Here is a 26,076-nt window from a genome sequence, read left to right as displayed (position 1 = left end):
CGTGGACGCACGAACAGTGCCGAGACCATCGGTCGCCAAAGCTGTTCCGCTCAGCATATCGATGCCCCTTTCAAAGAGGATCAAGAAAGCAAACGGGGGGCAATCAGAGACGGCGTGCGTCTTCATGAACTGTTTCCTCCGCCGGTCCTAACCGGTTCAGGTTCAATGGGTTCACGCGCAGCGCATCTCAGCCCCAACGGGGCACCCCAACAGGTGTGAGTTGATGAATACGATCTTCGTATGGGTTCGTCAAACAGATGTGCGAACGTCATTCCCAGATCGAGCGGCCCGCGCCCTTGGGTTCTCAGGGCAGCAGGTCAGTCACTAACAGCAGCGTGATGATCGGGTCTGAGCCCCAATCTGCATTCGCGATCATTGTGATGTTGCTGTGGTATCATCCAGCAGGCTATTGATGATCCTGATATTCCCACCCAGCACCAAAGGTGCTTGGCTCTGACGAGCGGAACAGCTTCAACCACTTGGTCCGACCTCCGGACTCTTTCGCTGTTGTCGTCATTGAAACATGCGACGGACGAAAATGAACTCTGATCCTGCATCGCGTTTGTTCTTCGCTCCCGTCAGCCTCTGTCGCCAGGTGCGCCTAGGGTGAACAGCTATTCTATGGTGACGCGGCAAAGGATTGTATTGTCCCGTTCAAGGTCGGGACCCCAGATGAACTGAGCCTGCGGTGACCAGCTTATAGTGTCGTAACCATCCTTCGGATCGACGGCGCGGGCAGAATGAAGTGTCGCTTGTGGCCAGTCCGACGGGTCAAATGCGGGCAAAGTCCAATCTTCGGGCTCTGCGGTCATCTCGAACCCGCAGGCGCCTTGGCCTGCAACCGGATTGCCGGACCTCTCACACGCGCGATCAATCGGAGCATGGTGCACAACAAGACAGCGCATCGTATCATCCGTTACAGCAATGGTTTCGCCGGTCACTGCATCCATGAATTGGGCAATCAGACCCCCGTCTCCCATCTGCTGGCGACCGGTCCCGATGTATTCCAGACCACTGTCATTCTCTTTGAAATCCATTGCCTTGATGGCGATGGTCATCGGCGGCTCAACTGTGAATGTCACGGTTTCCGCATTGAAGGATCTCTCGGTCGTGATTGGAACGCTGTCCTCAAGCACCTTGGTGCCGTTCACCGACATCTCGAACCAATTGTCTGCCCAGATGTCAGCAGTGATCGTGAGGGGTTCAGCAAAGACGGGCGCTACGGTCAGGATAAGCGGTGCTGCAATGATGGTACGCATCGTAATCTTCTCCTTTTTTGGGTCAGTTCAGAAACGAAAGCTGTGCAGATGAGATGACCTTGCCCTCCAGCGCATTGGTCATCATTTGCCAGTCAACCTGACGGTCGTCGTAGCCAGGCAGATCGTCCATGGGCCCATTGAGCGCATAGACCGTGATGGTGTATTCGTGCTGCTGGCCACCGGGAGAACATGGCGAGGTGTAGCCGGTGCGCATTCGATCCTTGTCAGCACCCTCGTCACCAATCGACGCTGGGTTACCACGACCGATCTTGGTAAAATCGGCAGGTACGTTCCAAAGCAGCCAATAGTGACTTGGAGTATCAAAACCAGCGGTCGTGCCCCGCGGATAGTGGTGCATGATGAGCGCAAAACTCTCGGTTCCAACAGGCACGTCATGCCATTCAAGTGGCGGTGAAGCGCCGCTGCCACCATCTCGCGCGCATTTCAGGTCCGCCGGTAGCATGCCACCATCTGTCAGTGCCGAGCTTGTGAGGGAAAACGCATCCTCTGCCTGCGCGGATCCCGCGACAGCCAAGCAAACCACCGCGAACAATGACATCAAGCTCCTCATCGGCAGTACTCGCCGCTGACAACCTCGCCGCCATTGGTCACAGTCCGGGTCTCGAACAAATAGCAGTCGGGCGTGCCGGATGGGGCATAGCGGATGTAGTAGTCCTCACCCTCATAGCTGTAATCCATGCTGCGGGTGCCATCCGTACCTTCAGTGAAGATCAGGTTTTCAACACCACCACGCGGCGGGCGACCCGGGTCCGTGCCATGACCCGTTTTTGCATCGACCAGCGGCGAGACACGGGGCAACTCGCGAATATCGGCAACCTCCCCCATGAGACACTGCACAATGTAGGGCGCGCCCTCCGACGTATGGTATCGGTAGCCGAATGCTTCGTCCGGCTGACCGTTGCAGACGTCCAGAACCCCATCAGGGATGGCAGTACCATCCGGGTTGTTGTCGCCGTAGATCGGAAAGCCGTCGAACGCCCAGCCGATGATCGCGTTGTTCCCGGCATTCTCCATCTGGGCAATCATGCAAACAGGTTTGACATGGTAGTGATAATCGTCTCCGCGTCCGGCATGTCCGCCGCACACATCGAGTTGCTGGGTTTGCAGCGTATCGTGCTGAGTCTGGTAGTGGTAAAGGTCCTCCTCCGTCATTTCGCCGCCGCCGGTGTAGTCGAAGATCGGCACACCGTTCACCGCCACACCGAGTGCGGAGTCCCGCGTGTGCGGCGTGTTGCCCAGAACCGGAGCGAGCGGGATTGGAGCGTCATAACCCGGAGCAGGCACCGGCACCTGTTCATTGGTCCCGACGATGCCCGTCATCAACTCGTGGTCGGGATACGTGTTTGACGAAATTACGGCTGCGCCGTTCTCGCAGGTGACAGCCACCTTGTCCGCAAACCCGGCCTCTTCGACCGAGGCGATGATTGCGGTACAGTGCTCCTCCGGATCGTGGGCAAGCGCTGCACCGGCGGAGATGAAGCCAACAGATGTCGAGAGAACGGTGAATGTAAGAAGTTTCGAAGTGAGTGAGGAGTCTGATTGCATTTGATTTCCTCCTTGTTCGAAGCGGTGTCGCCCGGCCACCGAGAGTGCGGCGACACCTTTGAATTCAGGCCGGGGCGGAACGGGCCGCCCCGGAACGATCACTCCTGCGGAGCCGCGCGGCCACCACGCCGCTGCAGCGTCAGCGTTCCATCCCCATCGCGGTCCAACCGCTCAACGAAGCGTGCAACGCGGCGCTCCATCTCTTCCGGTGCGATTTGACCGTCGCCATCCGCATCAAGTCTTTGAAACGCGTCCACCATGCGCGAGCGGGTGAAGCTGCGATACAGCGTATCGAACTCCTCAATGGACAAGGCACCGTCGCCGGAGGCATCCACCTCCGCCACGAGGGCGTTACGATACGCTTCGACCTCTTCTGCAGTGACAGCGCCATCGCTGTCTGCATCGGCCGCCTCAAAGACATCGCGAAGCATCTCGCCCCCGCGCATATTCCTGCCATGGCCGCGCTTGCGCTTTCCGTCATGGTCGTCGCGCATGTCAACCTTGGTGACTTGACCTTCGGCCGCCGGCGGTGGGCTTGGCTCTGCATTGTCCTGCGCATTGGCGATGACTGCGCCGACACCAGACACACTCAGGGCGAGTGCGGTAACAGCCAGTATTTTCGTTCGGTTCATGGGTTGTCCTTTCCGTTGAAATCGAGCCGCGGTTTTGCCGCGTCTGACTGCCATATGGACAGGTCATGCCAGAAAGGTGTGTCGGGCGGGGATCTTGTTTGTCGCGATCTGTCGCAATGGCAGGCGCTGAGACAAATTGCGACAAATGAAGCGGCATCGAGACTCGGAGCATGGGCCGCATATCGCTAAACAAACACAAAGCGGTCCAGTACAGGAGATGAAATGGAGCAAATCGCCCCTCAGATAATGATCGTGGACGATGCACGTGACATCCGTGAGCCGCTGGACAAGTACCTGCGCGAGCAAGGACTGCGCACCCAGATGGCCGCCAATGCGATGGAAGCGCGCGCCTTGTTGGAGGAAAGTGATCCTGCGCTGATCGTGCTGGACGTGATGATGCCCGGCGAGGATGGACTGAGCTTGTGCCGGTGGTTGGTGGCGCGGGGCGGACCACCCGTGATCCTGCTGACGGCCATGGCCGATGAAACGGATCGCATCGTCGGTTTGGAGCTCGGCGCCGACGACTACGTGGTCAAACCGTTCAATCCCCGGGAACTTGTGGCCCGTATCCGTGCCGTGTTGCGGCGCAAACCGCCGACGGCCCCGCAAGTTGCCAAGGGTCAGAGAAGGTTCGGCCCCTGGACGCACGATCCCGATACGCAAGAAGTACGGCATGCGGACGGCCGCGCCGTTACCCTGACATCGGGGGAAAGCAGGTTGCTGGGCGTCCTTCTTGATCACCCGCAAACAGTGATGTCCCGCAGCACCTTGCTGGATCTGACGCTCGGGCGCGATGCAAAAGCCTATGATCGGGCAATCGACAACAGCGTGAGCCGACTGCGCCGGAAGATTGAGGTCGATCCGTCTTTGCCACGCCTGCTCGTTACGGAATGGGGCGGGGGCTACCGGCTCGCTGCAGATGTGGAACCAGCTTGATCACCTGGAAAAGACTTTTGCCCGAGCGTATCGCTGGGCGTTTCGCGCTCCTGCTGACCATTTCGCTTGTGAGTGCAAACCTTCTTGCGCTTGCGGTCCTGTCATATGAACGATTGCGCCTGGATCGTGCCGCCTTGATCGCGCGCGAACAGGAACGCATTGTCTCGTTGATACCAGCCCTCGAAGCGGCTTTCCCACAGGTCCGTCCAAGCCTCGCCAACTCTGCTTCTACACGGTCGTCCGAAGTGACAGTCGGTCCGACACCGCTGGTGAAAAGGCAAGGCGATACACGCCAGGCGCTCGACTTGGCCGACGCGCTGACCGAAGCGCTTGGCGGACGAGACGTCAGGACTGCAGTCCGCGTTCAGCGAGATGACGCAAAGGGTGGCAAAAGGATGGCCGTTGCCGCATCCGTGCATTTGGTCGTCACCGAGGGAGAGACAACGCAGTGGTTGAACATTCGATCCCGTGGGAGGCGGCCATCGCCTCCGTGGATCGAAGAAGGTGCGTTCCTACTGATCCTTGGATTGTCATTGGCCGCGATACTGGCGGTTGGGCTTATCTTTGTGCGGCGGCTGACCGATCCGTTGACCGAACTGGCAAAGGCTGCCCGCGCTGCGGGCCGCGGGGATAGGACGGTTCTTGTTCAGACAGAAGGGCCGCGCGAGATACAGGATGCGGCAACGGCCTTTAACGACATGCAAGCGCGCATTGCGCGCTTCGATGCTGAACGCATGCGTATGCTTGCCGCCGTCGGGCATGATCTGCGCACACCGATCACGAGCTTGCGGATCCGAGCCGAGATGCTGGAACCGGACGAAGGCGAGCCGATGATCAGCACACTTGAGGAAATGACGGTGATGGCGGACGAACTTGTGGCATATGCCCGCGGAACCGGTGAGAGTGAAGCGTTGCGCGACGTGGACATCCATGAGGTCGTTGAACGTGCCTGCGCGGAGCGGGGTGTACCATTCAAATGTGGTGATCCCGCCACGGTGCGAGGCCGTCCGGTGGCACTTGGACGTGCATTTGGCAACCTGCTCGACAATGCACTGAAGTATGGAAACACCGCGCGTGTAATGATGACCCTAGATGCAGATGCAGCCGTTGTCGAAATTGACGACGACGGCCCGGGTATCAGCCGGGAAAAGCGCGCCGAAGTCTTCAACCCATTTGTGCGCGGAGACCAAAGTCGCAACCCTGACACGGGCGGCGCTGGCCTCGGGCTCGCGATTGTTCGTGACGTCATAGCCGCTCACGGCGGATCGGTAACGCTCGACAACTTGCCAGAGGCAGGGCTGCGCGCGACGGTCAGGCTTCCAATCAGGCGCTGACGAGAAACCGTTCCTGCCCGCGCGCCCAGCCCCAAAAACGGCTCGGCGCGCGCGTCACGACAACAGGTCAGACGGCCAGAATATCATCCGGATCAGTGTCGATGCCAATGATCAGCGGATCATGGTCAGATGAGGCGAACAAGCTGTCCTCGAAGAAGCCGGCGTCATTGAAAGCAGAATTGTAGTTCAACAAGTCGGGTTCATCAGCATTGATATGCCATTCGGCGGCACCGGTGATGAAGTCCGCCATATCACCGGAAGCAATCGCATGATCGAGAGCGCCACGCTGCCCGTCGAAGACAAAACTATAGGCTTCGTCTTGGCCGATGAACTGATCAATGAGGTCAACTAGGTCCGCATCCTGAGTCAGCGATTGAACCGGATCTTCCTGTGCGTAAGCGTTGAGATCGCCCATTATGATGAAATTCGAAACACCATCGCCCATGTATTCATTTTCGATCCAGTTCTGCACTTCGGCGGACGCATCTGCGCGCACCTGATTCCAGAAGGCTTGCCCGTCGCCCTGGTCGTAGTTCGGATCGTTGATCAGCGCGTCGATATCCGCCTGCGTTATGTCCGTGCCGCCGCCATCCAGATACTCCTGCGCCGCTTCGACCAGTTCATCCAATCCACTGGGCCCTTTGGATTTGAAGTGGTTGGATACGATGGTGAACATCTCGCCCGTCTCATTGTCTTCGAACGTTGCAGCGACGGCCGGACGGTTTCGTTGGAAATCGCCAACTTGCAGCTCGGACGGCACGACCGCGTTCAAAACCTCTGCCAAGGCGAATGTTGTCGCTGCTGAGCTTTCTTCGAAAACGAGGAACTCGGAATGCACAACCGAAACTGCATTGGCATCATAAACGAGGCCCGTTGTGATCGCGTCCGTCCCGATAAAGCCCGCATCAGCAGTGGGGTCGACGAAGGCATAATTCGCGCCTGATCCCGTTTCTGCGGCCTCCACATTCAACGCATCAACCAATGTCGCAATGGCCGAGTCGGCACCGAAACCGCCATTTTCGATCTCTTGCAGCGCGAAGACTTCGGCCCCCGTGCCGGTGATCGCGTCCACCAACTTCTCGGTCTGCCGTTCCAGATCTGCCTCGGACGCAGCCCCCCTTGGGTCCAGATTGTTCGGCCCAGATCCACCTTCTCCCTGCAAAGTGGAAAAGTAGTTCAGCACATTGATCGACGCGACCTGTACATCACCGCCGACATCTGGCGCCGTTTCTTCGCGCGCGCCAGAATTGGTCGTCTCATCAATATTCAGCGTGCCGTCTACCAGCATTCGATACTCACCGAAGCCAAAGGACATGACCCCCGTTGTCGGCCCGTCAATTTCGGCACCAAGCCGCAATGTCGGCCCGTCCTCAGTAAACGTGTCACCAGCATCAAGGATACCGTTGCCATTGTCACCAGCTCTCGTATTGGCGATGTACTGGAACTCGTCCGGATTCTGCTCGGAAACGCCGTCATCGATGATCAATCGGTTGTTCGCGTTTTCCTCGGCCAATGCCGCCACGTCCGCAGCCTCGCTTTGAGCATCGAACAGTTGTGTCGGTTGGGTTTGGATACCGGCCGAAACAGTGATCTCGCCGAAGCGGTCAAGGTTGAAGTTCTCGATGACAGTGATGTTTTCGCCGTCGATACCACTGTCGAGCTCAAAACGCATACCTTCGATCGCCTCGAAGTTCTGAGCGGCGCCACTCAGCAGGACAGTGGCCACCATCGGCAACGGGTTACCCGACGATACGACCTGCATCTGATCTTGGGAAAGCTGTGTCTGGCCAAAGAATTCGCCAACCACGCCTCGTGTAACCACCAGATCACCGACGGCGGGTTGATTTTCGCCGCCGGTGAACACGAATATCCCTTCCGAAGTTTGGGCATCGTCGTCAGCGTCCGCGTCTTCTTCCTGCAGGAAGTACCCGTTCTCGGTCACATAGGTGACAATCGCCTCGACCGTGACGACCTGGTCCACCAATTCACTTTCGGCCCCGTCGCCCTGGATATCGGAAATCAACAACAGGTCGTCATCGTCCAACACCTGAACCGACGCGGTTGGCGTCACAATATCTCCACCGACCGGGTTGCTGAGGGTCACGGTAAAACTTTCGTCGTCTTCAACCAGCGTGTCGCCAGCCACTTCGAACGTCACCGTGGCGCAGGTCTGACCAACGGCAAATTCAACCGTTCCAGTTGGAAGGGCGCCGACAAAGTCGTCCGCATCGACATCCCCACCAATCGTGAACGCAACGCTGCCCGCTTCTGACACGTCACCATCGCGGGTGATCTCGAAACTGACTTCCGTCACACCCTCATCACCTTCAAAAACATCACCGCTGAGCGCGGAAACAGAATAGGTCGGCGCCTCTGGCTCTCCTGTTCCGCCACTGCCTTCGATGATCAGGTTTTGAAACGCGAACGCCTCCAATCCGCCATCCGTGTTGGCGGTGAAGGTCAGGTTCAGGGTTGAACCTGTTCCCTCAATCGATCCAGTCAGGGTTTGCAGCACGTTGGACAAAACCTCGCCCGTGCCGACAACTGTAAGCGGATCAGCCAGCGTTTCGACGTTGCCGTCCGCCAGAGTGTAATCTTGCTCAGCATCTTCATCTGGGGCGAACTCAAACAGAATAGCCTCTTCGCCACCATCGATGTTGTAGCTGATGACAAACCGGTCTGAGTTTTCAAAGTCCCCCATCGCACCGGCGTCCACACTCAGGCTCAGATCACTTGCGCCTGCAATATCAAAGGACCAAGTGGCCGCAACGTCACCGTCATTGTCGCTGTTCTGAGTATCGGTTGCACCAAAGAACACATCAGTGTTGCTGCTGCTATCGATGATCCCAAGGCTGTCACCCGGGAAAGTACCGGCGCTATCGTCAACAAGGCTGAACGGGACAGAGCCTTCCCCTGCCTGGAAAAAGCCGAAGCCATCGCCAGCACTGGAAAACACAGGCGCGGAGTTAACAAAATTCAACAAACCAAGCGACGCGCTTCCGACCATATCAAACGCTATTGTACTTGAACCACCTGTTGGAGGCGCAGAAACAACCTGTACCGCGACGTTGCGCGTGGTGCTTTCGGTCCCGTCGGAAACAGTCAATTCAAGTTCGTAGATACCGTCCGCACCGTCATCGAGTGGGTTCGCGGCCTCTGGCGGTGCGACAAAACTGATGGCACCCGTTTCTGCATCAACGGTGAACAGTGCGGCATCATCCCCTGCGAGGGAATAGCTGAGCGTATCGCCATCCGGATCATCTGCGCCGATGACAGGCTGAAAAGTGCTGTTGCCTTCGATCAAACAGATCTGATCCACGACCAACATACTTGGCGCGTCATTTTCACCCGTGATGGTTACAGTCACGGTGGCCGTTACGGTGCTGCCGTTGTTGTCGGTGACGGCATATGTAAACGTGTCAGTCAACGTGTCACCGGCAGCCAAGCTGTCAAAAACGGAACCAGGATCATACACGACCTCGCCACCTACAAGGCTCACGGTCGCGCCAGCTGCACTGACCTCCGCAACGGACGTGATCTCGATAATGTCTCCGTCAAAGTCGCGGTCATTCGCGAGAAGCGCGTTTGTGGTGATTACAAGCGTCGCATTTTCAGACGTCGAAACATCGTCATTACCGGCCAATACGGCGTTGTTTTGCCCGTTCAGGAACAGCGTGTAGTCATCAACCGCGAAATAGAGGGCTTCAACGCTGTAGAGTGCATCACGACCTACATCGTCAACGTCCGGGTTGATCGAAGTAACAATAGTAGGCTTCCAACCTTGAGACACATCGATGGAGTAGTCGTCGATCGATCCTGCATACTGCGCCGTATCAAAACCAAGGCCCCCGAAAATGCGATCGTTCCCGGCGCCTCCGTCGATGACGTCATCACCGAAACCGGCAAAGATCCAATCGTTCCCGCGCCCCGAAGCAATGTGATCATTTCCGCCGAACGCGAAGATGTAGTCGCGCCCGTCGGTGCCCGACAATGTATCATCTTGCGAGGACCCGAATTCAAAATTGCGATACTGACGGCTCATATCGATTCCCTTTTAAGTGGACGCTGCTGTCCTGTGGTCACATGAAAATGTGAAGGTTTTTAAACAGATGAACCACGATACGCGCGACCGAGAGCCTCGCCAATAGGTTGCATCCTTGGGGGCGTATGGTCGGCGATATTTGGCATACGTTCTGGCATGGAGGTCGGTTCGTTGCCCGATTTGTGCGCGGACAGCGATCCATTTGAACAGCTTTGAACACACAGCGCCTGCCAATCGACGCGTGGACCAGCTCGTTTGCCCAACCTGCTTGCGAACGCAGTTCAGGGTGACGGTGTCACCACCACCCCGAGCTGTCCTTCGGCACTGGAATGACCAACTCCTGAAACTGCACCAACGGCAATCTGTCGTTGTCCTTTACGATCGTCGTTGCAAACACTGTCAGCAGGAATTTTAAACTGCTGTCCGGAGACTGTGCACCCGTCGTCGATTGCCAATTGGACAAGTTCGAAGCGATCTGAGCCGCCAGGGTCTTTTCATCACCGGGATCAATTTTGCCTGCGACAAGGAAGACAGGCAGAATGCTATGAGCGCTGTTGCCCTTGTTCGCCATGACCTCATACCGATACGCAATCGAACTTTCGGTTTCCAACGGCGGGTTCGTGCCGTTTTGCACGGACTCCTTTGGTGGTGTGGTCAGACTGACGAACAAAGCCTCGATGGCATCAGCGAGCTTCGATGTCGGAGCGAGCTCGATCTGGTCAGGCGCGCCAATCAGCGGAACAATCGGCGTGGGCCACGCAACCGTTTCGGTGCGGTAGACAAAGTCCGGATTGGTCTGCTGCGGCGGAACTGCAAGGTTCCTGTTCCGCTCCGTGAACCCGCTTGGAAGCACGTTCTGGTAATCCAGCACATACAAATCGTTCCACCGCAGCGTCAAATTGCGCTCCGACTGTCCGTTGTCGGGTGAGTAGACCGCTACGTCACCGCTGGCAGATTTGAATGTATAGCCTGTGATTGTCGGCCAAGGCGGCATGTCGCTGGCGCGCGACCAGGTACCTTTTACCTGCAAATCCATGCTGTTTTCGACGTTTTGGATCTCGTAATGCCAAACCTCCTTGTCGGCATCGGGCTCAACGGCATCAAGACCTCCACGTTGGGGCTCAGGCGGTTGCCAGGTACTCCAAGTTGCTGCAACGCCCGCGATGATTGCACTGAAGTCCTTGAGCGCGTTGACCGCGTCGGCCCCACCATCAGCAGGCAATTGCTCAATCTTGGGTCGGAGTTGCGGATACTCGAAAACAAATCGCGCCAAAGCGTCGAACAAATCCTTCGGTGGTTCGCGCCCGTCATCGCCCGCCAGCAGTGCGGATTTCGGGATCGAACCGATATCCTTGTCGGGTTGCTGCTGATTGAATGTCAGTGACAGGTTCAGGGTATCCTGATCAGCGGCAGAACGTTCGACCTGCACCTCATAGTTCCAAACCAGTGCATCCTCTATTGTGCTGATGGTGGACTTGGCTTCTGCCCTGGTCGACAGCAGCTTCGGCAGCGGCGGATAGCTGCGCAGCGGGATCGGGATCCGTGTTTCACCGATCGGCTGTGTCAACGTATTGTCCTGCCCCTTCGGCAGATCGCCGGGGTTTTGCTGCAGAACGAATGTGAGCCAGCTGGACGGAACATAGCCTCGGTCTGATGCCTGACCATCCCGCAGATGCTCCAACTGGTTGACCTCATAATTCAGATCAAGGTTGAAGGCGCGTTGTGCTTCGGGATCATTGGCCGAAACCAGGAAGTTCAGCCAGTTCTTCTGATCATCGGTCGTTTGCACCAAAGGAAGGGTCGAAGGGGTCAGCGCGTAAGGCAGCTTGCCGGGATCACCCTGTCCGGGAACCTGCACCGCACCGTACAATTGCGGCGGCAGCGACGGATCCCCATTTGGCTCAATCGAACCGTTGAGGTTCACAATGGCTTCCAGTTGCGTCAGCGTGGAGAACCCGTAGTCGTTGGCCAGAGTACGCAGCAACGCCTGCCGCCATGTCTCTCTCGCGGATCTGGGATCACCCGTACCGTCCGGTTCGTCGTAAACATACGTGATCTTGTCCGAAATCGATCCAGCCAGAGCTTCCTTGTTCTCGACGAACGGATCATAGAGCTCGTCCTCATTCGTTGAATGATCGGCGACTGCTGGCGCCATGATCGGGCTGAATATGGTCTCGACCGTGGTCAGGAAAAGCGCGCCCCACTGATCCATGTCAGTGCTGTTGAAAATACGATTTACGAGATCGTATCCCTTCTCCGATCCGCTGGGATTGCTGTAGTCCTTCAGATCCGGAACATCCCGCGTGATCAACTGACGGCTCAGAGGAGGCGGCGCAAAGAAGATCGGTTCAGGTTTGCCGTCGTCACCTTTGACGATTTCGACTTCGGTGCCCACACCCTTGCCCCAGCGCTGCAACCAGATGCTGCGGCGGCCAAAACGCTGACTGGTGATGTCACTGTTCTGGCCCGTTGCAACCTTGACCACGCCGACCTTGTCATCAAATGGGTAATACGCCGTCTCGAACTTGTCGGCGAAGGTCGTCAGACCGGACGGATCCGCCTTTTCGCCCGTGTCTTCAACCGGCTGTATCGGGGACGTTACGGTGCGGACTTCAGGTGCTTTCTCAGCAATGTCATCAGGAACATTTGCCCGTTGCAGCACGAGCGTAACCACCAGCTCCTGCAAGTCACCTTCCCAGTTCGCGGGCTGGGATTTGTCAAGCGGCATGGCCAGAGTAACGGCGGCTGGGGCATCGCCGCTGCCGCCCGCACGCAACCATTCCAACAGTGGCCTCACATAGTCGACAAGGCCCGAAATCAAACTTGCCCCCGATGTCAGCGCACCCAAAGGCGCCGCGGCCAGCGTGCCACCGGTATCCATGGCCGCACTTGTGTTCGGTTGATCCGTCAGCTGCTCATAAATCTTGGCATATGCTTCGGTTGTGACCTGCAATTGGTCGGGATTCACCCGGCCTTCGGCATCCTGGATCGTCGATGGATCAAAGGACATGTGCAGATCCAGCTGCACGCCATCCTTCTCTTCGACCGCATAGTAGACTTGCGTGCCAGACCAGTCGGCGAGACCCATCAGATCATCGTTGTAGAGAACCTTCAGGTCCGTTGTATCCATCAGCGAGGCCGGGACGGAATTGCCGAACACATCCTCGATCGAGATGCGCACAGTAAACACATCATCGATCGCACCGTAGCGGTTGTTGCTGCCCACCAGTGGTGCTGTTTCGAAAGCCTTGGAATAGATCCAGGTGACCGTGTCGGCCCCGGTGCGGCTATTGTCGTTGGCATTGATCGGACGGCTCCACTTCGCATCGGTCTGAGCCGTTCCGTTGATCTTTTCGATGCGGTAACTGACCATCTGGTAGAGGCCCTGCAGGAAGTCTCCGCTTGCAGCGTCAGCCTCGTCCGGCGCATCGTCCCACGTGATCGACCAGCCGACCGAACCGCCGGCATAGGCAGCAGTGTACCCTTGGACAGGCATCCCTTCCGAGTTTTCGGCCAATGTACTGAATATCGCCTTGCCGCTATCAGGCACCGATCCGATCAAGGCGTTCTGGTAAGGCGCTGCACGTGTGATCGATCCTTTGGTGCCGAACTGGACAACCAGTGCCAAATCAGCCGGACCGTTCTGGAACATGTTCAGATCAAGGCCTTCGACTTGCAGATAGAAGCCCGACGAATGCACGACGGACACTTCCCAGGTCAGCCGCAGGAAACGGGCGAATTGCACACCTCCTTCGCCCGGTTTTGCCCAGTTCAGGCTTGGGGCTGGGTCTGCATCGACACCGGCATTTGCCTCCGCCACTGCCTGGGCAGCCGCAACACCCGCAGGTGTACTGACGGTTGACAAATCCGTGCGCACCAACACACGCGGCGTTTTGGAAGACACCCAGTTGCCGCGGCTTTCGCTGACCAGAAGGTCGATGGAGTTTACCGTCTCGTTGCCTGCGTCAATCTCGTCCAGCAGGGCCTGCAACATGGCACGGTTGGCTTCATCCGTGCCGAGCAGCGAAAACGTATCGGGCAGGATGGCACCGGGCTCCACCGCATCGGGGTCAGGGATCGAAGCCAAGCGGATCGGCAGGACAAGAGCGCTGTCAGCCTCCCACGGGGTACCACCGGAGGACAAATCGGTCTGTTGGTCAGCATCTGACTCACCGCCGAACAGTTGGTTAACCAACCATGGCCCAGTCGTCGCATCCGTCTCACTGCGCCAGTCACGAACGGATTGAACCACATCTTCGGAGAAGACGTTAATGATGTACTCATCCTGTCCATCAACCCAGCTGTTGATGTTGTTCATCGGAAAGATCAGCGGTTTTTCCACCAGCGCACGCAGCGGACCCACGGTCCAAGGTGGCGTAGCTGGGCCAACGGTATGTACCATGGACGGCTCAAGGCTGGATGTTGCATCATCCGCAACCTTCAGCCACTCGGGCGTGGCGTGCGTGGTTGTCAGCCGCGCGTCCAACACCCATGCATCATCCTTTTTGACAAGCGGGAACTGCTGACCGGTGAGGACATAGAGGGCTTCCAGCTTGCTGGTGTCATTGGGATCAGGCAAGCGTACGCCGCCCATCAGAAAGCGCGAGACGAAACCGCCCAGGTCATCAATGCCGATTTCGGTCACTGCAGTGGCGAAATCGGGAGCTCCAGTTTCGATCAGCAACTGAATGGCCTGCTGGCCCAACAGGTTGAAATACTCATCAAATACCAGCGCAGCGGTCGACTCGTCCCCCCTCTCCGACGCTTGCTGGATGTCTCCGCCACCAAAATACGCTGCCACGATGTCAGAGTAGTTCGACGGCAAGCGCAGATGACCGAAACTGTTGATTGTGCCACGCAGTGATGCGTTCATCACCTTGCCGCCATTGTATTCCAGACCCAGACTGTCGGGCATGGCCATCGACACAACAGCCGTATCGGCTGCGAATGCGGTCTTGCCGACGTTGAATACGAATGTCTCGGACAAAGCCCCCAGAATAGCTGCCCGGTCGAATTCTCCACTTTGCAAAGCCGCTTGGGTTGCGACCAACTGCTCATGGAACGTGGTCGATGCACCGCCGTAGGTGTGTATGAGCCAACTCGACAATTCCGACGCCAGAACGCCAAACGGACTGCTCAGACCACCGGATTCCAGCACCAGTGTGGCGACACCTTGCGGAGCCCAGTTTTCAGTCGAGTCACCTGTGGCAATGGCCGTCGGTTGCAGAACAAATCCAACACTGATCTGCGTCTTTTCTTCCGCACTGCGCGTGTGCAAGGCCCCGGACAACCGCGCCCCAGGCACACGTGCCGGGATGGTCATCGCTTCCAACAACTCTTGCGCATCGAGCGGTCGGCCGGAATTGACCGCCGTCGGAGTTGGGCCACTGAGTTTGGCAACCGCCGAGCCGCTTCCGATCACGGTGTCAATCAGGTCCAGCTTCGCCTTAAAGGAGAAAGAGATCTTCACAAACACGATCTTGATCGACGCTTTCGCAACGACCTCAGCGGTCAGTTTCAAAGGGGACGAATGCGCGGTCTCTATGGCGAACGCCACTGTCAACGAAATGGTCAGGGACACGTCGACGGAAATGATTTCAAAATCGACCTTGCCGAACACGTTGCCGGTCAACGACAGGCTGACGCCCCACCACCAATAGTCGACACCCGTCTGGGTCATCTTGCCATCAAACGAGGCGAGGAACCCTTCGATCGTGCAGCCGAGCATCAGGCTGGCACCGGCCTTCAGAGGGCCTTGCTCGAATTCCTTTCCGACACCCCCTGCAATTCCCAAACCGAAGGTCCAGATCAGGTTGAATTCTGTGCCGAATTGGTCGGGCGCGGCAGCGCTGCTGAGTTTGCCCAGATAGAAGCCCGCCTTGACGATCAACGGCAAGGGTCCGGCTTGAAACTGCGCCGTGATCGGATGGGCTGTTGTTCCTGTAAACGGCCATCCGACCGCAAATCGCCAATCACCATTGGTCCAGATCGAGATGCTGAAATTGGGCAGCGACAGCATCACCGGACCCAGTGGGATGGTGCCCAAGTCCAGATAGATATCAGCTGAGTAAACACCGACCTCATCGCTGACTTTGCGGTAGATGATGGTAAAGGTGAAACCCTTGATTTTGCCGAGGAAGCCACCTTCATCCTCTTCCTTGTCATCATCAGCGACAAGGACGTCTCCGTTGTTTGCTACCAGTTCTTTGCCACCACCACCTTGGCCGCCGCCGCCATCGTCCGGATCTTTCTTCTTTTGGGGCGTTATGTTGATCTGCAATCCATAGAAACTGGAATCGATCAGAACGGTCGTCAGTTTGAGGCTTTGGTACTTGAACTGCAGCGCAAAGGCGATGCCGGCGTCCGAGTTGTAAAGATCGAGGTTGGCAAAGATCAGCCGCGCCACCTGTTCGACCGTCTTGTCGGTCATCAGGTTCAACTGATCGAACACTTCGGTGATGACATTGGGATTGGTCGGGTCAGTCTTGATCTCGAATGACCGGCCCAGATAGCCTTGCGGCACATCCACCAGCGTCACGCTGATCGTTGGCCCATCCCAGTCTGTATCCGTGGATTTACCAATCCAGAACAACGAGTTGCGACCGCCCGGATCACCAGGCGCACCGAATATGCCCAGGTCCTTGGGTCCGACGCCGTAGCTGAGGAAGAAGTTCAGCAACATCGACTGGAAGTGCATGAACCGCAACATCGAGACGTAGGTGGTCTCGCCAAACTCGAAGCGGTCGAGCTGCACGTATTCAAAGTCCGACGCAATGACGCCTTCAAACATAAAGCCCTTGGGTCCCGAGATCTCCGGCGGCAGGCGCAGGATAACGCCGACCTGCTTGTCCGGGTCCGTTGCGTCGGGATCCCAGCCGATCAACAACGTCGCGGTCAGATCCGTCTTGAACGAAGCAAGCAAGCCGAAAGTGCCCAGGGGCACTTCGAATTGGAGACTGTAGCGAGGGGCACCGCTATTGTTGCCACTGCCCGTCTTGACCTGCCATTCGCCAATCTCCGATGGAGTCAATCCATCCGGGGATGGCAGAACTGCTTCAATTGTACCCGGAAACGTGCGTTCAAAGCTGTAGTCGCGCGCCTCGCTCAGCATCTGGTCAACCTTGACACCAGTCAGGTCGGTCGGGATGCCATCGATCAGATCAGCGGTATTGTCGGCCTTGATACAGGTCGTCATGTCAAAGCTGTAATCGGTGATCGCCAACCCCTTGGTCGGAACGTTGTTGGCAACCTCTCCGTAGGAAAACAGATCGCCTGCGATCCCATCTTTGAATGCCAGCAGACCACTGATGCGAAACGCCGAGGCGGCGATCACCTTGCAATCACCGGTACCGTCACGCCGCGTGATGGGAACCAATGTCGCTTCGGTGATTGATTGGGCAACAAGGGCAGTGAACCTGTCACCCGTATCGTCATAAAGGAAACTGCGCTCATCCTTGGTCGAGAACAAGAGTGATCCGGTTCCATCCTCGAACAGGGTATAGACGCCGTCGATGACAATGGTGCCGTACTCCGGGTAGTCCAACGACGGACCCGGTTGCAGGGTGACGGCACTGCCAAACAACTCCTTGATGCTGAATGCAATTTGGGAGTCGAACACTGCCAGCTTGCTGTTGGCGTATTGCACGTTCAGCAACAACACCCGAAAGTCAGGAAACTCGGTCGGCGGTGATGCCGGAATGGTGTAGGGCGGGTCCAGCTTCGCGGCGTCATAGTTGATGACCGAAAACAGCGAACTGTGTTGGACCGATGTGGCACTTTCCGTGTCTTCGACCCGGTTGATCGTGATGCCGAAGTGATGCGCGAGGAGCTGTCCCTTGATCCCCCCCAACAGAATCTGAATATCCAGGGGCAACTCGTCGTATTTGAGCGGGCAGTTGAAAACCAGTATGCCGTTCCAATTGGGATCATCAATTGTCTGGCGGAAAGCCTCGAACAGATCCCCTCCTTCATCAGCGGCTTTCACGTAAGCCCGAAGCCGGGCTTGGACATCCGATTTCGTGGCCCCGTCTTCGATCAGTGTGGTCCAGGCGTTGTCGTCCTCGATCAAGGCACGTGCAGTGACTCCGGGCACGAATTTGAAGATCGTCACCGCCTGATTGTCGGCATTGCCCATTTGGACATCAAAGGTGAAATCCCCCAGCTTGATGTCCTTGTCCGGAAAAGGCTCGAATGCGGCCTGATCCGTTGCCACCAGAAAAAGGCTGTCGTTCAGCACCGTGTTCGAAAACGTCGGATTGACCACGCCGTTGCTGCCCTCGTTCGAGGTCAATTGCAAAAACTGCTCGGGGTTCTGAGGGCTGCGGGCAAGGATCAGGTTCTTGATTGTCCCTGCGGGTGGCGTGCCTCCGTTGACAGGGTTCAGCTCGACCAAAAGGCCCAAAGGTGTCCGCGCAAAGCCACCATCAAAGGCCAGGTTGGTGGATGTATCAAAAAAGATCGGACCGTAGTCGACACTGAAATAGGGCTGCAACGTGTCTCGCCGATCGGGCGATACCACTTGCCGTTCAATCGCGGACAGCTCCTCTGCAGACAGGTTGGCGTTCGGGTTCGCGATCCCCTCGTCTTCGTCCGAGTAAAACACCCCTCCATACGGTAGCATGGGAAAGGCTACGTCCTGGTTCGCCTCGTGAAACTGCAGAAGGCTTGCCCCTACCGCAATCGGGAACTCATATCGCGCCCGTGTTAAGTCCAGTTCGCGCCCGAAATAGGTCGAGGACGACGCCTGCGCACAGTAGCTGGTATTGACCACTTCGACTTCGTCGGGAGCTTCGACCGCGGATTTCTTGAGCACACGGATCCAACTTGTAGTCAACGCATCGTCCAGCGTCGTCGGCGTGCCATCCTGTGGATCATAGGATTTGGCAAATGCGGGTTTGCCCGCTTCCAGCAAAAGCCGGTCACCGGGTTCGACGAGAACGTATTCGGTCCCTGCCAAGCCGCTGCGGATTTGCACGCGTTCTTCCGCCGCCAGACCATCACCGGACCCGACCTCGAACTCGCCCACTGGGCATAGATACCGGTCGCTTTCTTCTGTCCCTGTGTTCTTGGCAAAGCCAAAGCCACCGGTAAGTTCCTGCGTCTTCGGGGCTGCAGGCTTGATCGAAACAGGCGCATTTGTCGTGCTGGACAGATACTGGGAGGTCAGCGCATTGGGTGCCGACAGATCAAGCGCCATGCGTGTCCGCAGATCATTCAGTGGCGCCAGCGGTTGCAGGTAGACGTTGAAAAACAGGTCTTTGACCCTGATGGGCCCGGGATCAGATGCGGGTGTGAACAGCGGATATTGCGCCGCGCTCGCGCCTGCCGCATCCGGTCCGTAGAAAACACGCTGCAATCCCGCATATTGCTGGCTCAGCTCATAGTGGCTCCAATCCCAAGCAAACGTCAGTGTACCACGGTGGTTGCCGGACAAGGGCAAAACCACGCGCGTGGGACGCGTGCCGACCGGCTGCGGCAGATCGTTTTCGACAATCTGCACCTGAATGCTTTCTTCGCCCGATGCCTTGTCGAAAGTGATGGCTGGCGCAGCCATGTCGAGCGCCATCGGGGTATTGCGCCTTAAATCCAGTTGCCATGTCCCGATCCGCAGTTGCGCATTCGAGGACACCGCGAATGCAGTTGACGCCTCGACGATATCATAGGTTTCTGCATCGTGACGCCATGCAACGCGGGAAAAAGTGGTGGGTTCCTGGGTCAGAACGCCATTCAGCTCGATCAGCAGAGCAGCGGGATCCATGTCCTCGTCGGAAAAGACATAGGCACCACGCGCGTCAAAGCTCTGCGGCAGGGTGAGTATTTCGGTCTCGCTATGACCTTCAAACAGGTAGTAGTAGGTCAGCGCAATGTTTCCGCCACCCGACCCATTGTTGCTGGCCACATACAATGTTGCGGTATCATCTGTCGTAGCCAGCGTGAAGCTGATGTCCTCTGCGCCTTCGTGCGGGACAACTGGGGGCGCCGACCGTGAGGTAAACAACGCGACGTCCACGTCTTCCTCGATCACAAGCGCCTCGACCATTTCGGGGTAGATCGTAAAACCGTCCGTGTATGCGGTGTTGCGCGGCTCAAGGCAGTTGTCAAAAACGATGATCTGAACATCGAGAACGGTTTTGACCTCGGGACCGACTTCGATGATGTACGTTATCGGCACGCCACCATGGACAGTGACCAACAACTCGTTGCATCCGGTGCCTAGAACATCCGGCCCCGGGATCGGCCCCCAATCGTATACGGTGGTCATCTCCAAATCGGCGTTTTGGAGATCCAGCCCCTTGATATGACGTTTCTCACCCTGGTTCAGAACCAATTCGACGTGGCCGACTGATCCGTTTAGGAAATATGCGTGCGCCATGGTTCAACACCCCCCAAAAGTGTGTGCGGTCAAGGGATCATGCCCGACCGAAAAGCCGGCCGGTCGGGCACTGTCTGTTTGTGCAATCAGCCAGGCTGCGACGGCACAGCCCGGACAGGCTAACCGTCTCGCTGTTCGATCAGGGTGATTGTGATATCTTTACTTTCGCCGGTCGCGTCCTCGCCCACAATCGTGTCCTCGAACATGAAGAAATACAGATCAAGGACCGTAGAGACCGTGGACTCGATCTGATAACGCCGGGTCTTCGCCTTCTGCCCAGACACAAACAAAACCTCGTTTTGGTGTCCGTCGCCGCCGAAGACGTCCGGGCTGGGGCGCGCCGAGATTTCAGCCGCCCATGTTGGACCAATGACTGCCGTCCCGTCGAGATTCACTGACACTGCTGCCACCGGGTTCTGAGCGCCGGTATTCAGTGTCACCTTAACGTCCGTGGGACTTGCATTTACAAAGTAAGCTTTTGCCATTTCTGGACTTCCTCCTGGTTGGATGGTGAAATCTGAGTTTTACGGCTGATCCCATACACTTGGATAAATCTTGCCACCCAACTGTTTTCCAAGCTGCGAAATCACCAGGTAATCTTTGAATACCCACAAGAGCATTTCGTTGTTTGGCGCCGCGCCCTCCGGGTCATAAAGATCATTGTACGTTTGCGCTTCCGAACTGGCCCTGGACGTGATGACGAGTGTGTTGATCCGTCCCCACTCCCCGGGTTTTGGCGCATCTGCAGGCTTGCGCGGTACTGTTTGCGAATATGGGAGATAGTGGTGCCTGGCTTCGCTCGGCTTGAGTTCGGACAACCCTTGGAAATTCAGCGTCGGCGTCATCTTGTCCGCTTGCCAGTTGATTATGCGCAGGTCCGAAGCCATCCGCTCCCTCCTCTGGTTGCGGTGTGAACCTGATCGACGGGCAAATGTGTGGCAGTACCGCGCGCGCCTGCTACATCTTCCACTGCTGAATGCTGCGCGCATTCCGGGACTGGATGCGCATGGCCCGCGTCCAATCCTGGTTCCAGGGAACAATGGTTATCTTGGAGATATCCCCGGTCATGTCTGCACCGGTGATCGCACCGTCCTGTATGTAAAAATACAAATCCAGTGCGATCGACACGCCCGATTGTACATTGAACACGAGAGGCGCGGTGTGGGACTCCATGAACACCGTGACCGCGTTGATACGGTTGGACCCGCCAAAAACGTTGCGCCCCGCGAAGGCGTCTATTTCGGCAGGCCACGAGTGACATTTGAACACGGGCCTGTCGTGCTCTTTTCCGATATCGAAGGGTTTCAGCGGATTGTTTTTCGCAGCTGCATTCAAGTTGACCGTCATCGAGAACGGCGTTGCGTTGATGAAATATGCCCTGGCCATAGCCTATTGCGTAACTGCTCGACCGCGATGTTGAAAGTGCCCTGTTCGCCGACGAGACCATTGCGTCATTTGTCGCATTGGAAGAACGCGTGAATTCGAAGAATGCGGAATACATCTTTTGACGGGCCTTTGGTTCGGTCCGAAAACCGAAAATCTAAGTCTTCTCCCGCTATGCTAGAATTTTAGCCTGCCAGGAGTCACGACAACAATTTCTCGCTGCGGTTGATATGTCACTTGACATACTGAAAATAAAAGAGATTTTTCGTACACAAGTCGCTGTATTTCTTGGGTCCAGATTTAGAATCACCTGAATCAAGGCCATAAATTCGTATGCGCTGTGATGCATATTTTGACGAAACGGCGAACCAAAATCAAAGAACACGTAGGCGCATTTCGTGCTGCCATGGAACAGTCGGCTGCGCCGTGCTGGTTCGCCAACACAAAGCGTTGCGACGGCGACCTCCACCCGGCAAAGCAAGGCCGATGTGAGGTTGCAGCTTCCGCAAGAATACCTTGGCACGCACATCAAGATCATGCCCGGCAGCCGAAGGCAGAGATCGGGCCAATCTACCCGGCTCACCGGCACATAAATTGACTTAATGGTTTGATAGAATGAGTAATTTCCAGACCACCGTCATTTTTTGCATACATAGATCTAGATGATCCACGCGCCCGTTTGCACGGTGCATGCCGATCTGCGCACCCGACACCAACTCGGACACTTGCTACAGCTCGAGAACAAGGTGGGTTAGATCACAGTCCGAGATCACGCCGTTGCGCTGCCCTTAAATCAGGCCTTGCGCAAAACAACTTGAAAATTTGAAAAACGAATCCGCGTTTTCTTCAATTTATGCGGGAAACCGGAATGGCCACACTGAGGGCATCTTCACCACTTTGCCCTTTGGAGTGTATTCAAATGACAGGCCAAATTCTCCCCAGAGATACAATGCGGTCCCTTCCAGGCTGGAGCCAGCCCTTTTGGTCGTGGCTCACGGCAAAACCCCTGATTGAACAACTCGATACGCGGCGAAGCAAAACGCCACTGTACCACATTGTCGTGTCCGCTTTGCTGCTCGCGACCGGCATCGCGTTGTCCGTCCTCGGTGCGATCCAAGGGTTGTACGGCCTGCTGCCATTTGGCTTCATCCTGGCGACCGCCGGGACAAAGCAATTTCAGGTGATGATCTGCCATCAGGCAGTGCATGACATGGTGCTCGATGGCAAGCGGGCCAATGAGATCCTGGGAACCGTGATTTCCAGCGCCCTCATGCTCAAGCCCTTCAGAACATACAAATCCGAACATGTGCATCACCACGATCACCAAAGCCTTCTGACGGACCTCGACGACACATTGACTTTCTTGCGTGACAACGTCGGATTGCGGACGAGCGACACAGTTGCACAGATGTGGACAAAACTGGTGATCCACGCCTTTTCACCCATCGCCATGGTACGGTCGGTGTGGGGTCGCGTGGCGGCCACTGTGCTACAACCAAACCGCAAGGTTGCAGCGTTGACGATCGGGGCATGGGGGATCGGTATCGGTGCAGCCATCTGGGCAGGTGGGCTCCATATCTTCCTGCTGGCATATGCTCTTCCCGTTTTTGTTGGATACCATATCTGCACGACCTTTCGCCTTGCTGCCGAACACACTTGGCCACCGGTCGAAGTCCTGCGGGCCAGGGGTATCGCATTCATAGCGGAATCGACCACCGGCGTGTTTATTGGTGAGCCACTGAACATCCCGGACAATGCAAGCCGACTTATGCGGTTTCATCTGACGAGCATCTGGCTTGTGCGGATGCTGAGCTACCACCTGTTCATCCGGCTCTTCGTCATGGTGGGAGATACACCGTGCCACGATTTCCACCACCGCCGCCCGCGATCACGGGAGTGGCCGAACTACGTGACCGCGCGCGAGGCAGATCGCTTGAAAGGGTCCAAACCGTTCCCATCCAACTACCTCGACTTTTGGGGCTACGGAAACGCCGTCACCAACAACTTCCAGTCATTCCAACTGGCGGCAGACTATTACGACCAGACGGAGGCCCGGAACCCATCCCAACACACCACAAATGAAAAGGAGGTTTTCGCATGAAGCCCGGCGTCCCCAATACACCATCTCGCAAAGCACTGCTGACAACAGTTTCCTCGGACTCTCACAGCTGGAACCTCATCTTCATGGAACTCTTCCTGGCCGAGCGTGGGTTTGAAGTGACCAATCTGGGGCCGTGCTGCCCAACAGAACTGACAGTTACCCAATCGCAGGAAACCACCTACGACGTGATTGTGATCAGCTCCATCAATGGGCATGGGGTCATCGAAGCACCGGACATCTTGAACGCCCTGCGCCACGCGGGGGTCACAACGCCGGTGGCGGTCGGCGGCAAGCTCGACACAAGTTCGGATCTCGAAACAGGCGATAAGTTGGCCCAGGCAGGCTTCGACGGGGTCTTTCCCGATACCAGTTCGACCCTGTTCGACGACTTCAACATCTTCCTCGATCGGCTGGAAGCCTGTCACCCGTCAACATGCCTGGGATGCACCGGCTGCGCCAACGCCGCCGCGGCATCGACATCAGCAATGGGAGTGGCCGCAGAATGATCGACTTCAACGCATATGTGACACGCACGTCGGGCAAACATGGCCCGCTCGTGCAACCCAGAATGGGCGTGGGACCGTTGGAGGACATGCGCGATGGTCTGATGGCAACCGCGACAGCCAACCCGGCCACGGTATGCACCATTACACTGGACAGCTTCACGAGGGTATGTGCCTTTGACAAAGCCGCCGCCGCGCTGGCATCCGGCGCGCATCTGAACGGCTTTCCCATCATGGCCTACCCGCGTGAAGCCGTTCGGGAACTTGTCTCTGAAATAGCATCGGCGACGGGACGCCCCGTACAGGTGCGCCATGGGTCAGCACTGCCGTCAAAGGTCTTTCAGCGCATGGCAGAGATTGGAATGACTGCCACGGAGGGTGGGCCTGTGTCCTATTGCCTGCCGTACTCCCGGCTTCCCCTGGAACAGGCTGTCGATGATTGGCGTCAGGGCGCGAGAGCCTTGGCGGAAGCAAGCGACATCAGCCACATAGAGAGCTTCGCGGGTTGTATGATGGGTCAAATGGCCGATCCCGCCCTTTTGGTCGCACTGAGTGTTCTCGAGGCCCTGTTCCTCAAGCAATGCGGCGTATCAAGTGTCTCGGTCAGCTACGCACAGGGCATCAGCCCGACCCAGGACCGCGCGGCATTGCGCGCTCTCGATGTGTTGACGAGCCACTATTTGGATGGTCACCCGTTCCACATCGTGGCCTACGTATTCATGGGGCTGTTTCCAAACACGATGATCGGCTTTTGCCGCATCACAGAAGACCTTTTGTCCATCGCACAGTCCGAAAACGTCGCCCGGGTGATCGTCAAAACGCCGGTGGAGAACCGCCGCATACCGACCGTGGCAGAGAACGTCGCATCGCTAAACTTTTCGCACCATTCCATGGCGCAGAACACGATGCCTGAGCACCCGTTCGACAATCGCGAGTTCGAAGCCGTATTGGCCCGTGCAGATCTGCTGATCGAACAAACCTTGCGCAAGGATCCAGATGTAGGCCGCGCCTTACTGGCCGCATTTGCAGATGGCATTCTGGACGTCCCCTATTGTCTGCATACCAGCAACCGGTCGCGCGCACGTACGGCAATCATGGATGGTCGCTATGCTCCGGCGCAATCGGATGGCGGCAGCACGGACGCCTTGCTCGCCGCCCTGAAGTTCAACCAAAGCCAGTACGATGTGCAGCCATCGGGCTTCATCTAAACAGCGAGGAAACTCCGATGACTTCAAACATTGAATGGACGCCCTGGCTCGCGACTATGATCCCGCTCATCTTCAGTGCGGGACCGGGCAACGTGATGGTGGCAGCGTCTGGTGCGCGCAGCGGCATCCGATCGTCGATGCGCTTCATCTACGGGCTGGACGGAACCTACTTTTTACTCGCGTTGATAATGGGACTGGGTCTTGGTCAAGTCCTGCTCAGTTTTCCGGGCGCGACCGTGGCGATCAAGATTGTCGGGATCACGTACATCTTTTACCTGGCCTACCGGTTCATGGTGGCCAGCGTGACCAACGCCGACGAGGGCGCAGAGGCCTTCCGTTTCGTGGACGGTGTCGTGGTTCAGCTCACAAATACAAAAGGGCTGATCATGCTGGTCGTGATGTTTTCAGAGTTCTTTCGACCCTCCGCTCAGCTCGTGGGTGATGTGCTGTTGATGAGCGCGGTTTTGGTTCTGCTGAACTTTTGCGCCCACCTCATCTGGGTCAGTTTCGGCGTAGGTATCAAACAAGCCCTGGTGCGCAATCCCAGACTGTTCCAGGCACAGAACTGGCTGTTTGCAGCAATGATGGCGGGTGTGGGCGTCTGGCTGATGGCGCGATGAAACGCAGGTTGAGCGTGCCGCACGAAACTGCGCCTGACGTCTGAGCAACCGTAACGGCAAAGGGGCACGGAAAGGTCATCAAACGCTCCCGCCCCTACACCGAAATCCTGAGAACGGTTC

The 26,076-nt window shown here is 57.0% G+C and carries 16 protein-coding genes and 1 riboswitch; of the genes, 6 read left to right on the top strand and 10 right to left on the bottom strand.

Annotation, left to right across the window (positions count from 1 at the left end):
• Positions 1–116 precede the first annotated feature (116 nt).
• A riboswitch (TPP riboswitch) is annotated at positions 117–219 on the bottom strand.
• Between the two features lie 395 nt (positions 220–614).
• The 4 genes from KUV51_RS18975 to KUV51_RS18960 all read right to left on the bottom strand — a co-directional run bounded on the left by KUV51_RS18975 (position 615) and on the right by KUV51_RS18960 (position 3,457).
• Positions 615–1,259 (bottom strand): PEBP family protein, encoded by a 645-nt coding sequence (locus tag KUV51_RS18975; protein ID WP_222523015.1) that lies wholly within the window; start codon positions 1,257–1,259, stop codon positions 615–617.
• Positions 1,260–1,281: 22 nt separating this feature from the next.
• Entirely contained in the window at positions 1,282–1,818 is a 537-nt protein-coding gene (locus KUV51_RS18970; protein WP_222523014.1) for a YbhB/YbcL family Raf kinase inhibitor-like protein, read from the bottom strand.
• 8 nt (positions 1,819–1,826) lie between these two features.
• Entirely contained in the window at positions 1,827–2,825 is a 999-nt protein-coding gene (locus KUV51_RS18965) for a YHYH protein (RefSeq protein WP_222523013.1), read from the bottom strand.
• A 98-nt stretch (positions 2,826–2,923) separates the two neighbouring features.
• Positions 2,924–3,457, bottom strand: coding sequence for an EF-hand domain-containing protein (locus KUV51_RS18960; RefSeq protein ID WP_222523012.1), 534 nt, complete (start codon positions 3,455–3,457; stop codon positions 2,924–2,926).
• A 222-nt stretch (positions 3,458–3,679) separates the two neighbouring features.
• Here KUV51_RS18960 and KUV51_RS18955 point away from each other — a divergent pair, with 222 nt between their 5' ends.
• Together KUV51_RS18955 and KUV51_RS18950 are read left to right on the top strand one after the other, a co-directional pair.
• Positions 3,680–4,393, top strand: coding sequence for a response regulator (locus KUV51_RS18955; RefSeq protein ID WP_222523011.1), 714 nt, complete (start codon positions 3,680–3,682; stop codon positions 4,391–4,393).
• Positions 4,390–5,727: an ATP-binding protein gene (locus KUV51_RS18950; RefSeq protein WP_222523010.1), complete on the top strand. Its 1,338-nt coding sequence runs from the start codon at positions 4,390–4,392 to the stop codon at positions 5,725–5,727. Before KUV51_RS18955 ends, KUV51_RS18950 begins: the two co-directional genes overlap by 4 nt.
• A 67-nt stretch (positions 5,728–5,794) precedes the next feature.
• Here KUV51_RS18950 and KUV51_RS18945 read toward each other — a convergent pair whose 3' ends face one another.
• From KUV51_RS18945 to KUV51_RS18925, 5 genes are all read right to left on the bottom strand, one after another.
• Positions 5,795–9,769, bottom strand: a complete 3,975-nt coding sequence (locus tag KUV51_RS18945; RefSeq protein ID WP_222523009.1) for an ExeM/NucH family extracellular endonuclease — start codon at positions 9,767–9,769, stop codon at positions 5,795–5,797.
• 295 nt (positions 9,770–10,064) lie between these two features.
• Positions 10,065–20,141 (bottom strand): hypothetical protein, encoded by a 10,077-nt coding sequence (locus tag KUV51_RS18940; protein ID WP_222523008.1) that lies wholly within the window; start codon positions 20,139–20,141, stop codon positions 10,065–10,067.
• Positions 20,142–20,260: 119 nt separating this feature from the next.
• Positions 20,261–20,626, bottom strand: coding sequence for a hypothetical protein (locus KUV51_RS18935; protein WP_222523007.1), 366 nt, complete (start codon positions 20,624–20,626; stop codon positions 20,261–20,263).
• 39 nt (positions 20,627–20,665) lie between these two features.
• Positions 20,666–21,028, bottom strand: coding sequence for a hypothetical protein (locus KUV51_RS18930; RefSeq protein ID WP_222523006.1), 363 nt, complete (start codon positions 21,026–21,028; stop codon positions 20,666–20,668).
• Between the two features lie 70 nt (positions 21,029–21,098).
• Positions 21,099–21,527: a hypothetical protein gene (locus KUV51_RS18925; RefSeq protein ID WP_222523005.1), complete on the bottom strand. Its 429-nt coding sequence runs from the start codon at positions 21,525–21,527 to the stop codon at positions 21,099–21,101.
• Between the two features lie 946 nt (positions 21,528–22,473).
• Here KUV51_RS18925 and KUV51_RS18920 point away from each other — a divergent pair.
• Genes KUV51_RS18920 through KUV51_RS18910 form a run of 3 tightly spaced genes read left to right on the top strand, consistent with a single transcriptional unit; the run spans position 22,474 to position 25,336 of the window.
• On the top strand, positions 22,474–23,625 hold the full coding sequence (locus KUV51_RS18920; RefSeq protein WP_222523004.1) for a fatty acid desaturase: 1,152 nt from the start codon (positions 22,474–22,476) through the stop codon (positions 23,623–23,625).
• Positions 23,622–24,131: a cobalamin B12-binding domain-containing protein gene (locus tag KUV51_RS18915; protein ID WP_222523003.1), complete on the top strand. Its 510-nt coding sequence runs from the start codon at positions 23,622–23,624 to the stop codon at positions 24,129–24,131. The genes KUV51_RS18920 and KUV51_RS18915 overlap by 4 nt, the downstream gene beginning before the upstream one ends.
• Entirely contained in the window at positions 24,128–25,336 is a 1,209-nt protein-coding gene (locus KUV51_RS18910) for a hypothetical protein (protein WP_222523002.1), read from the top strand. The genes KUV51_RS18915 and KUV51_RS18910 overlap by 4 nt, the downstream gene beginning before the upstream one ends.
• Here KUV51_RS18910 and KUV51_RS18905 read toward each other — a convergent pair.
• Positions 25,329–25,484: a hypothetical protein gene (locus KUV51_RS18905; RefSeq protein WP_222523092.1), complete on the bottom strand. Its 156-nt coding sequence runs from the start codon at positions 25,482–25,484 to the stop codon at positions 25,329–25,331. The two genes, KUV51_RS18910 and KUV51_RS18905, sit on opposite strands and share 8 nt — an antisense overlap.
• On the opposite strand from KUV51_RS18905, the gene KUV51_RS18900 reads away from it, so the two are divergent.
• Positions 25,432–25,956: a LysE family translocator gene (locus tag KUV51_RS18900; RefSeq protein WP_261385947.1), complete on the top strand. Its 525-nt coding sequence runs from the start codon at positions 25,432–25,434 to the stop codon at positions 25,954–25,956. The two genes, KUV51_RS18905 and KUV51_RS18900, sit on opposite strands and share 53 nt — an antisense overlap.
• The last annotated feature ends 120 nt before the right edge of the window (positions 25,957–26,076 follow it).

Origin of the sequence: Tateyamaria omphalii (assembly GCF_019802125.1) — a bacterium.
Classification (GTDB): domain Bacteria; phylum Pseudomonadota; class Alphaproteobacteria; order Rhodobacterales; family Rhodobacteraceae; genus Tateyamaria; species Tateyamaria omphalii_B.
The sequence above is the reverse complement of the archived record's forward strand: the minus strand, read 5'-3'. Positions and strand labels throughout refer to the sequence as shown.

What these genes read in the sequence shown, in the direction of transcription:
- KUV51_RS18955 (WP_222523011.1), top strand. Translation starts at nt 3,680, where the DNA reads ATGGAGCAAATCGCCCCTCAGATAATGATCGTGGACGATGCACGTGAC.
- KUV51_RS18910 (WP_222523002.1), top strand. Translation starts at nt 24,128, where the DNA reads ATGATCGACTTCAACGCATATGTGACACGCACGTCGGGCAAACATGGC.
- KUV51_RS18960 (WP_222523012.1), bottom strand. Translation starts at nt 3,457, where the DNA reads ATGAACCGAACGAAAATACTGGCTGTTACCGCACTCGCCCTGAGTGTG.
- KUV51_RS18925 (WP_222523005.1), bottom strand. Translation starts at nt 21,527, where the DNA reads ATGGCCAGGGCATATTTCATCAACGCAACGCCGTTCTCGATGACGGTC.
- KUV51_RS18935 (WP_222523007.1), bottom strand. Translation starts at nt 20,626, where the DNA reads ATGGCAAAAGCTTACTTTGTAAATGCAAGTCCCACGGACGTTAAGGTG.
- KUV51_RS18945 (WP_222523009.1), bottom strand. Translation starts at nt 9,769, where the DNA reads ATGAGCCGTCAGTATCGCAATTTTGAATTCGGGTCCTCGCAAGATGAT.
- KUV51_RS18970 (WP_222523014.1), bottom strand. Translation starts at nt 1,818, where the DNA reads ATGTCATTGTTCGCGGTGGTTTGCTTGGCTGTCGCGGGATCCGCGCAG.
- KUV51_RS18965 (WP_222523013.1), bottom strand. Translation starts at nt 2,825, where the DNA reads ATGCAATCAGACTCCTCACTCACTTCGAAACTTCTTACATTCACCGTT.
- KUV51_RS18915 (WP_222523003.1), top strand. Translation starts at nt 23,622, where the DNA reads ATGAAGCCCGGCGTCCCCAATACACCATCTCGCAAAGCACTGCTGACA.
- KUV51_RS18905 (WP_222523092.1), bottom strand. Translation starts at nt 25,484, where the DNA reads ATGAAGCGCATCGACGATCGGATGCCGCTGCGCGCACCAGACGCTGCC.
- KUV51_RS18900 (WP_261385947.1), top strand. Translation starts at nt 25,432, where the DNA reads ATGGTGGCAGCGTCTGGTGCGCGCAGCGGCATCCGATCGTCGATGCGC.
- KUV51_RS18975 (WP_222523015.1), bottom strand. Translation starts at nt 1,259, where the DNA reads ATGCGTACCATCATTGCAGCACCGCTTATCCTGACCGTAGCGCCCGTC.
- KUV51_RS18920 (WP_222523004.1), top strand. Translation starts at nt 22,474, where the DNA reads ATGCGGTCCCTTCCAGGCTGGAGCCAGCCCTTTTGGTCGTGGCTCACG.
- KUV51_RS18940 (WP_222523008.1), bottom strand. Translation starts at nt 20,141, where the DNA reads ATGGCGCACGCATATTTCCTAAACGGATCAGTCGGCCACGTCGAATTG.
- KUV51_RS18930 (WP_222523006.1), bottom strand. Translation starts at nt 21,028, where the DNA reads ATGGCTTCGGACCTGCGCATAATCAACTGGCAAGCGGACAAGATGACG.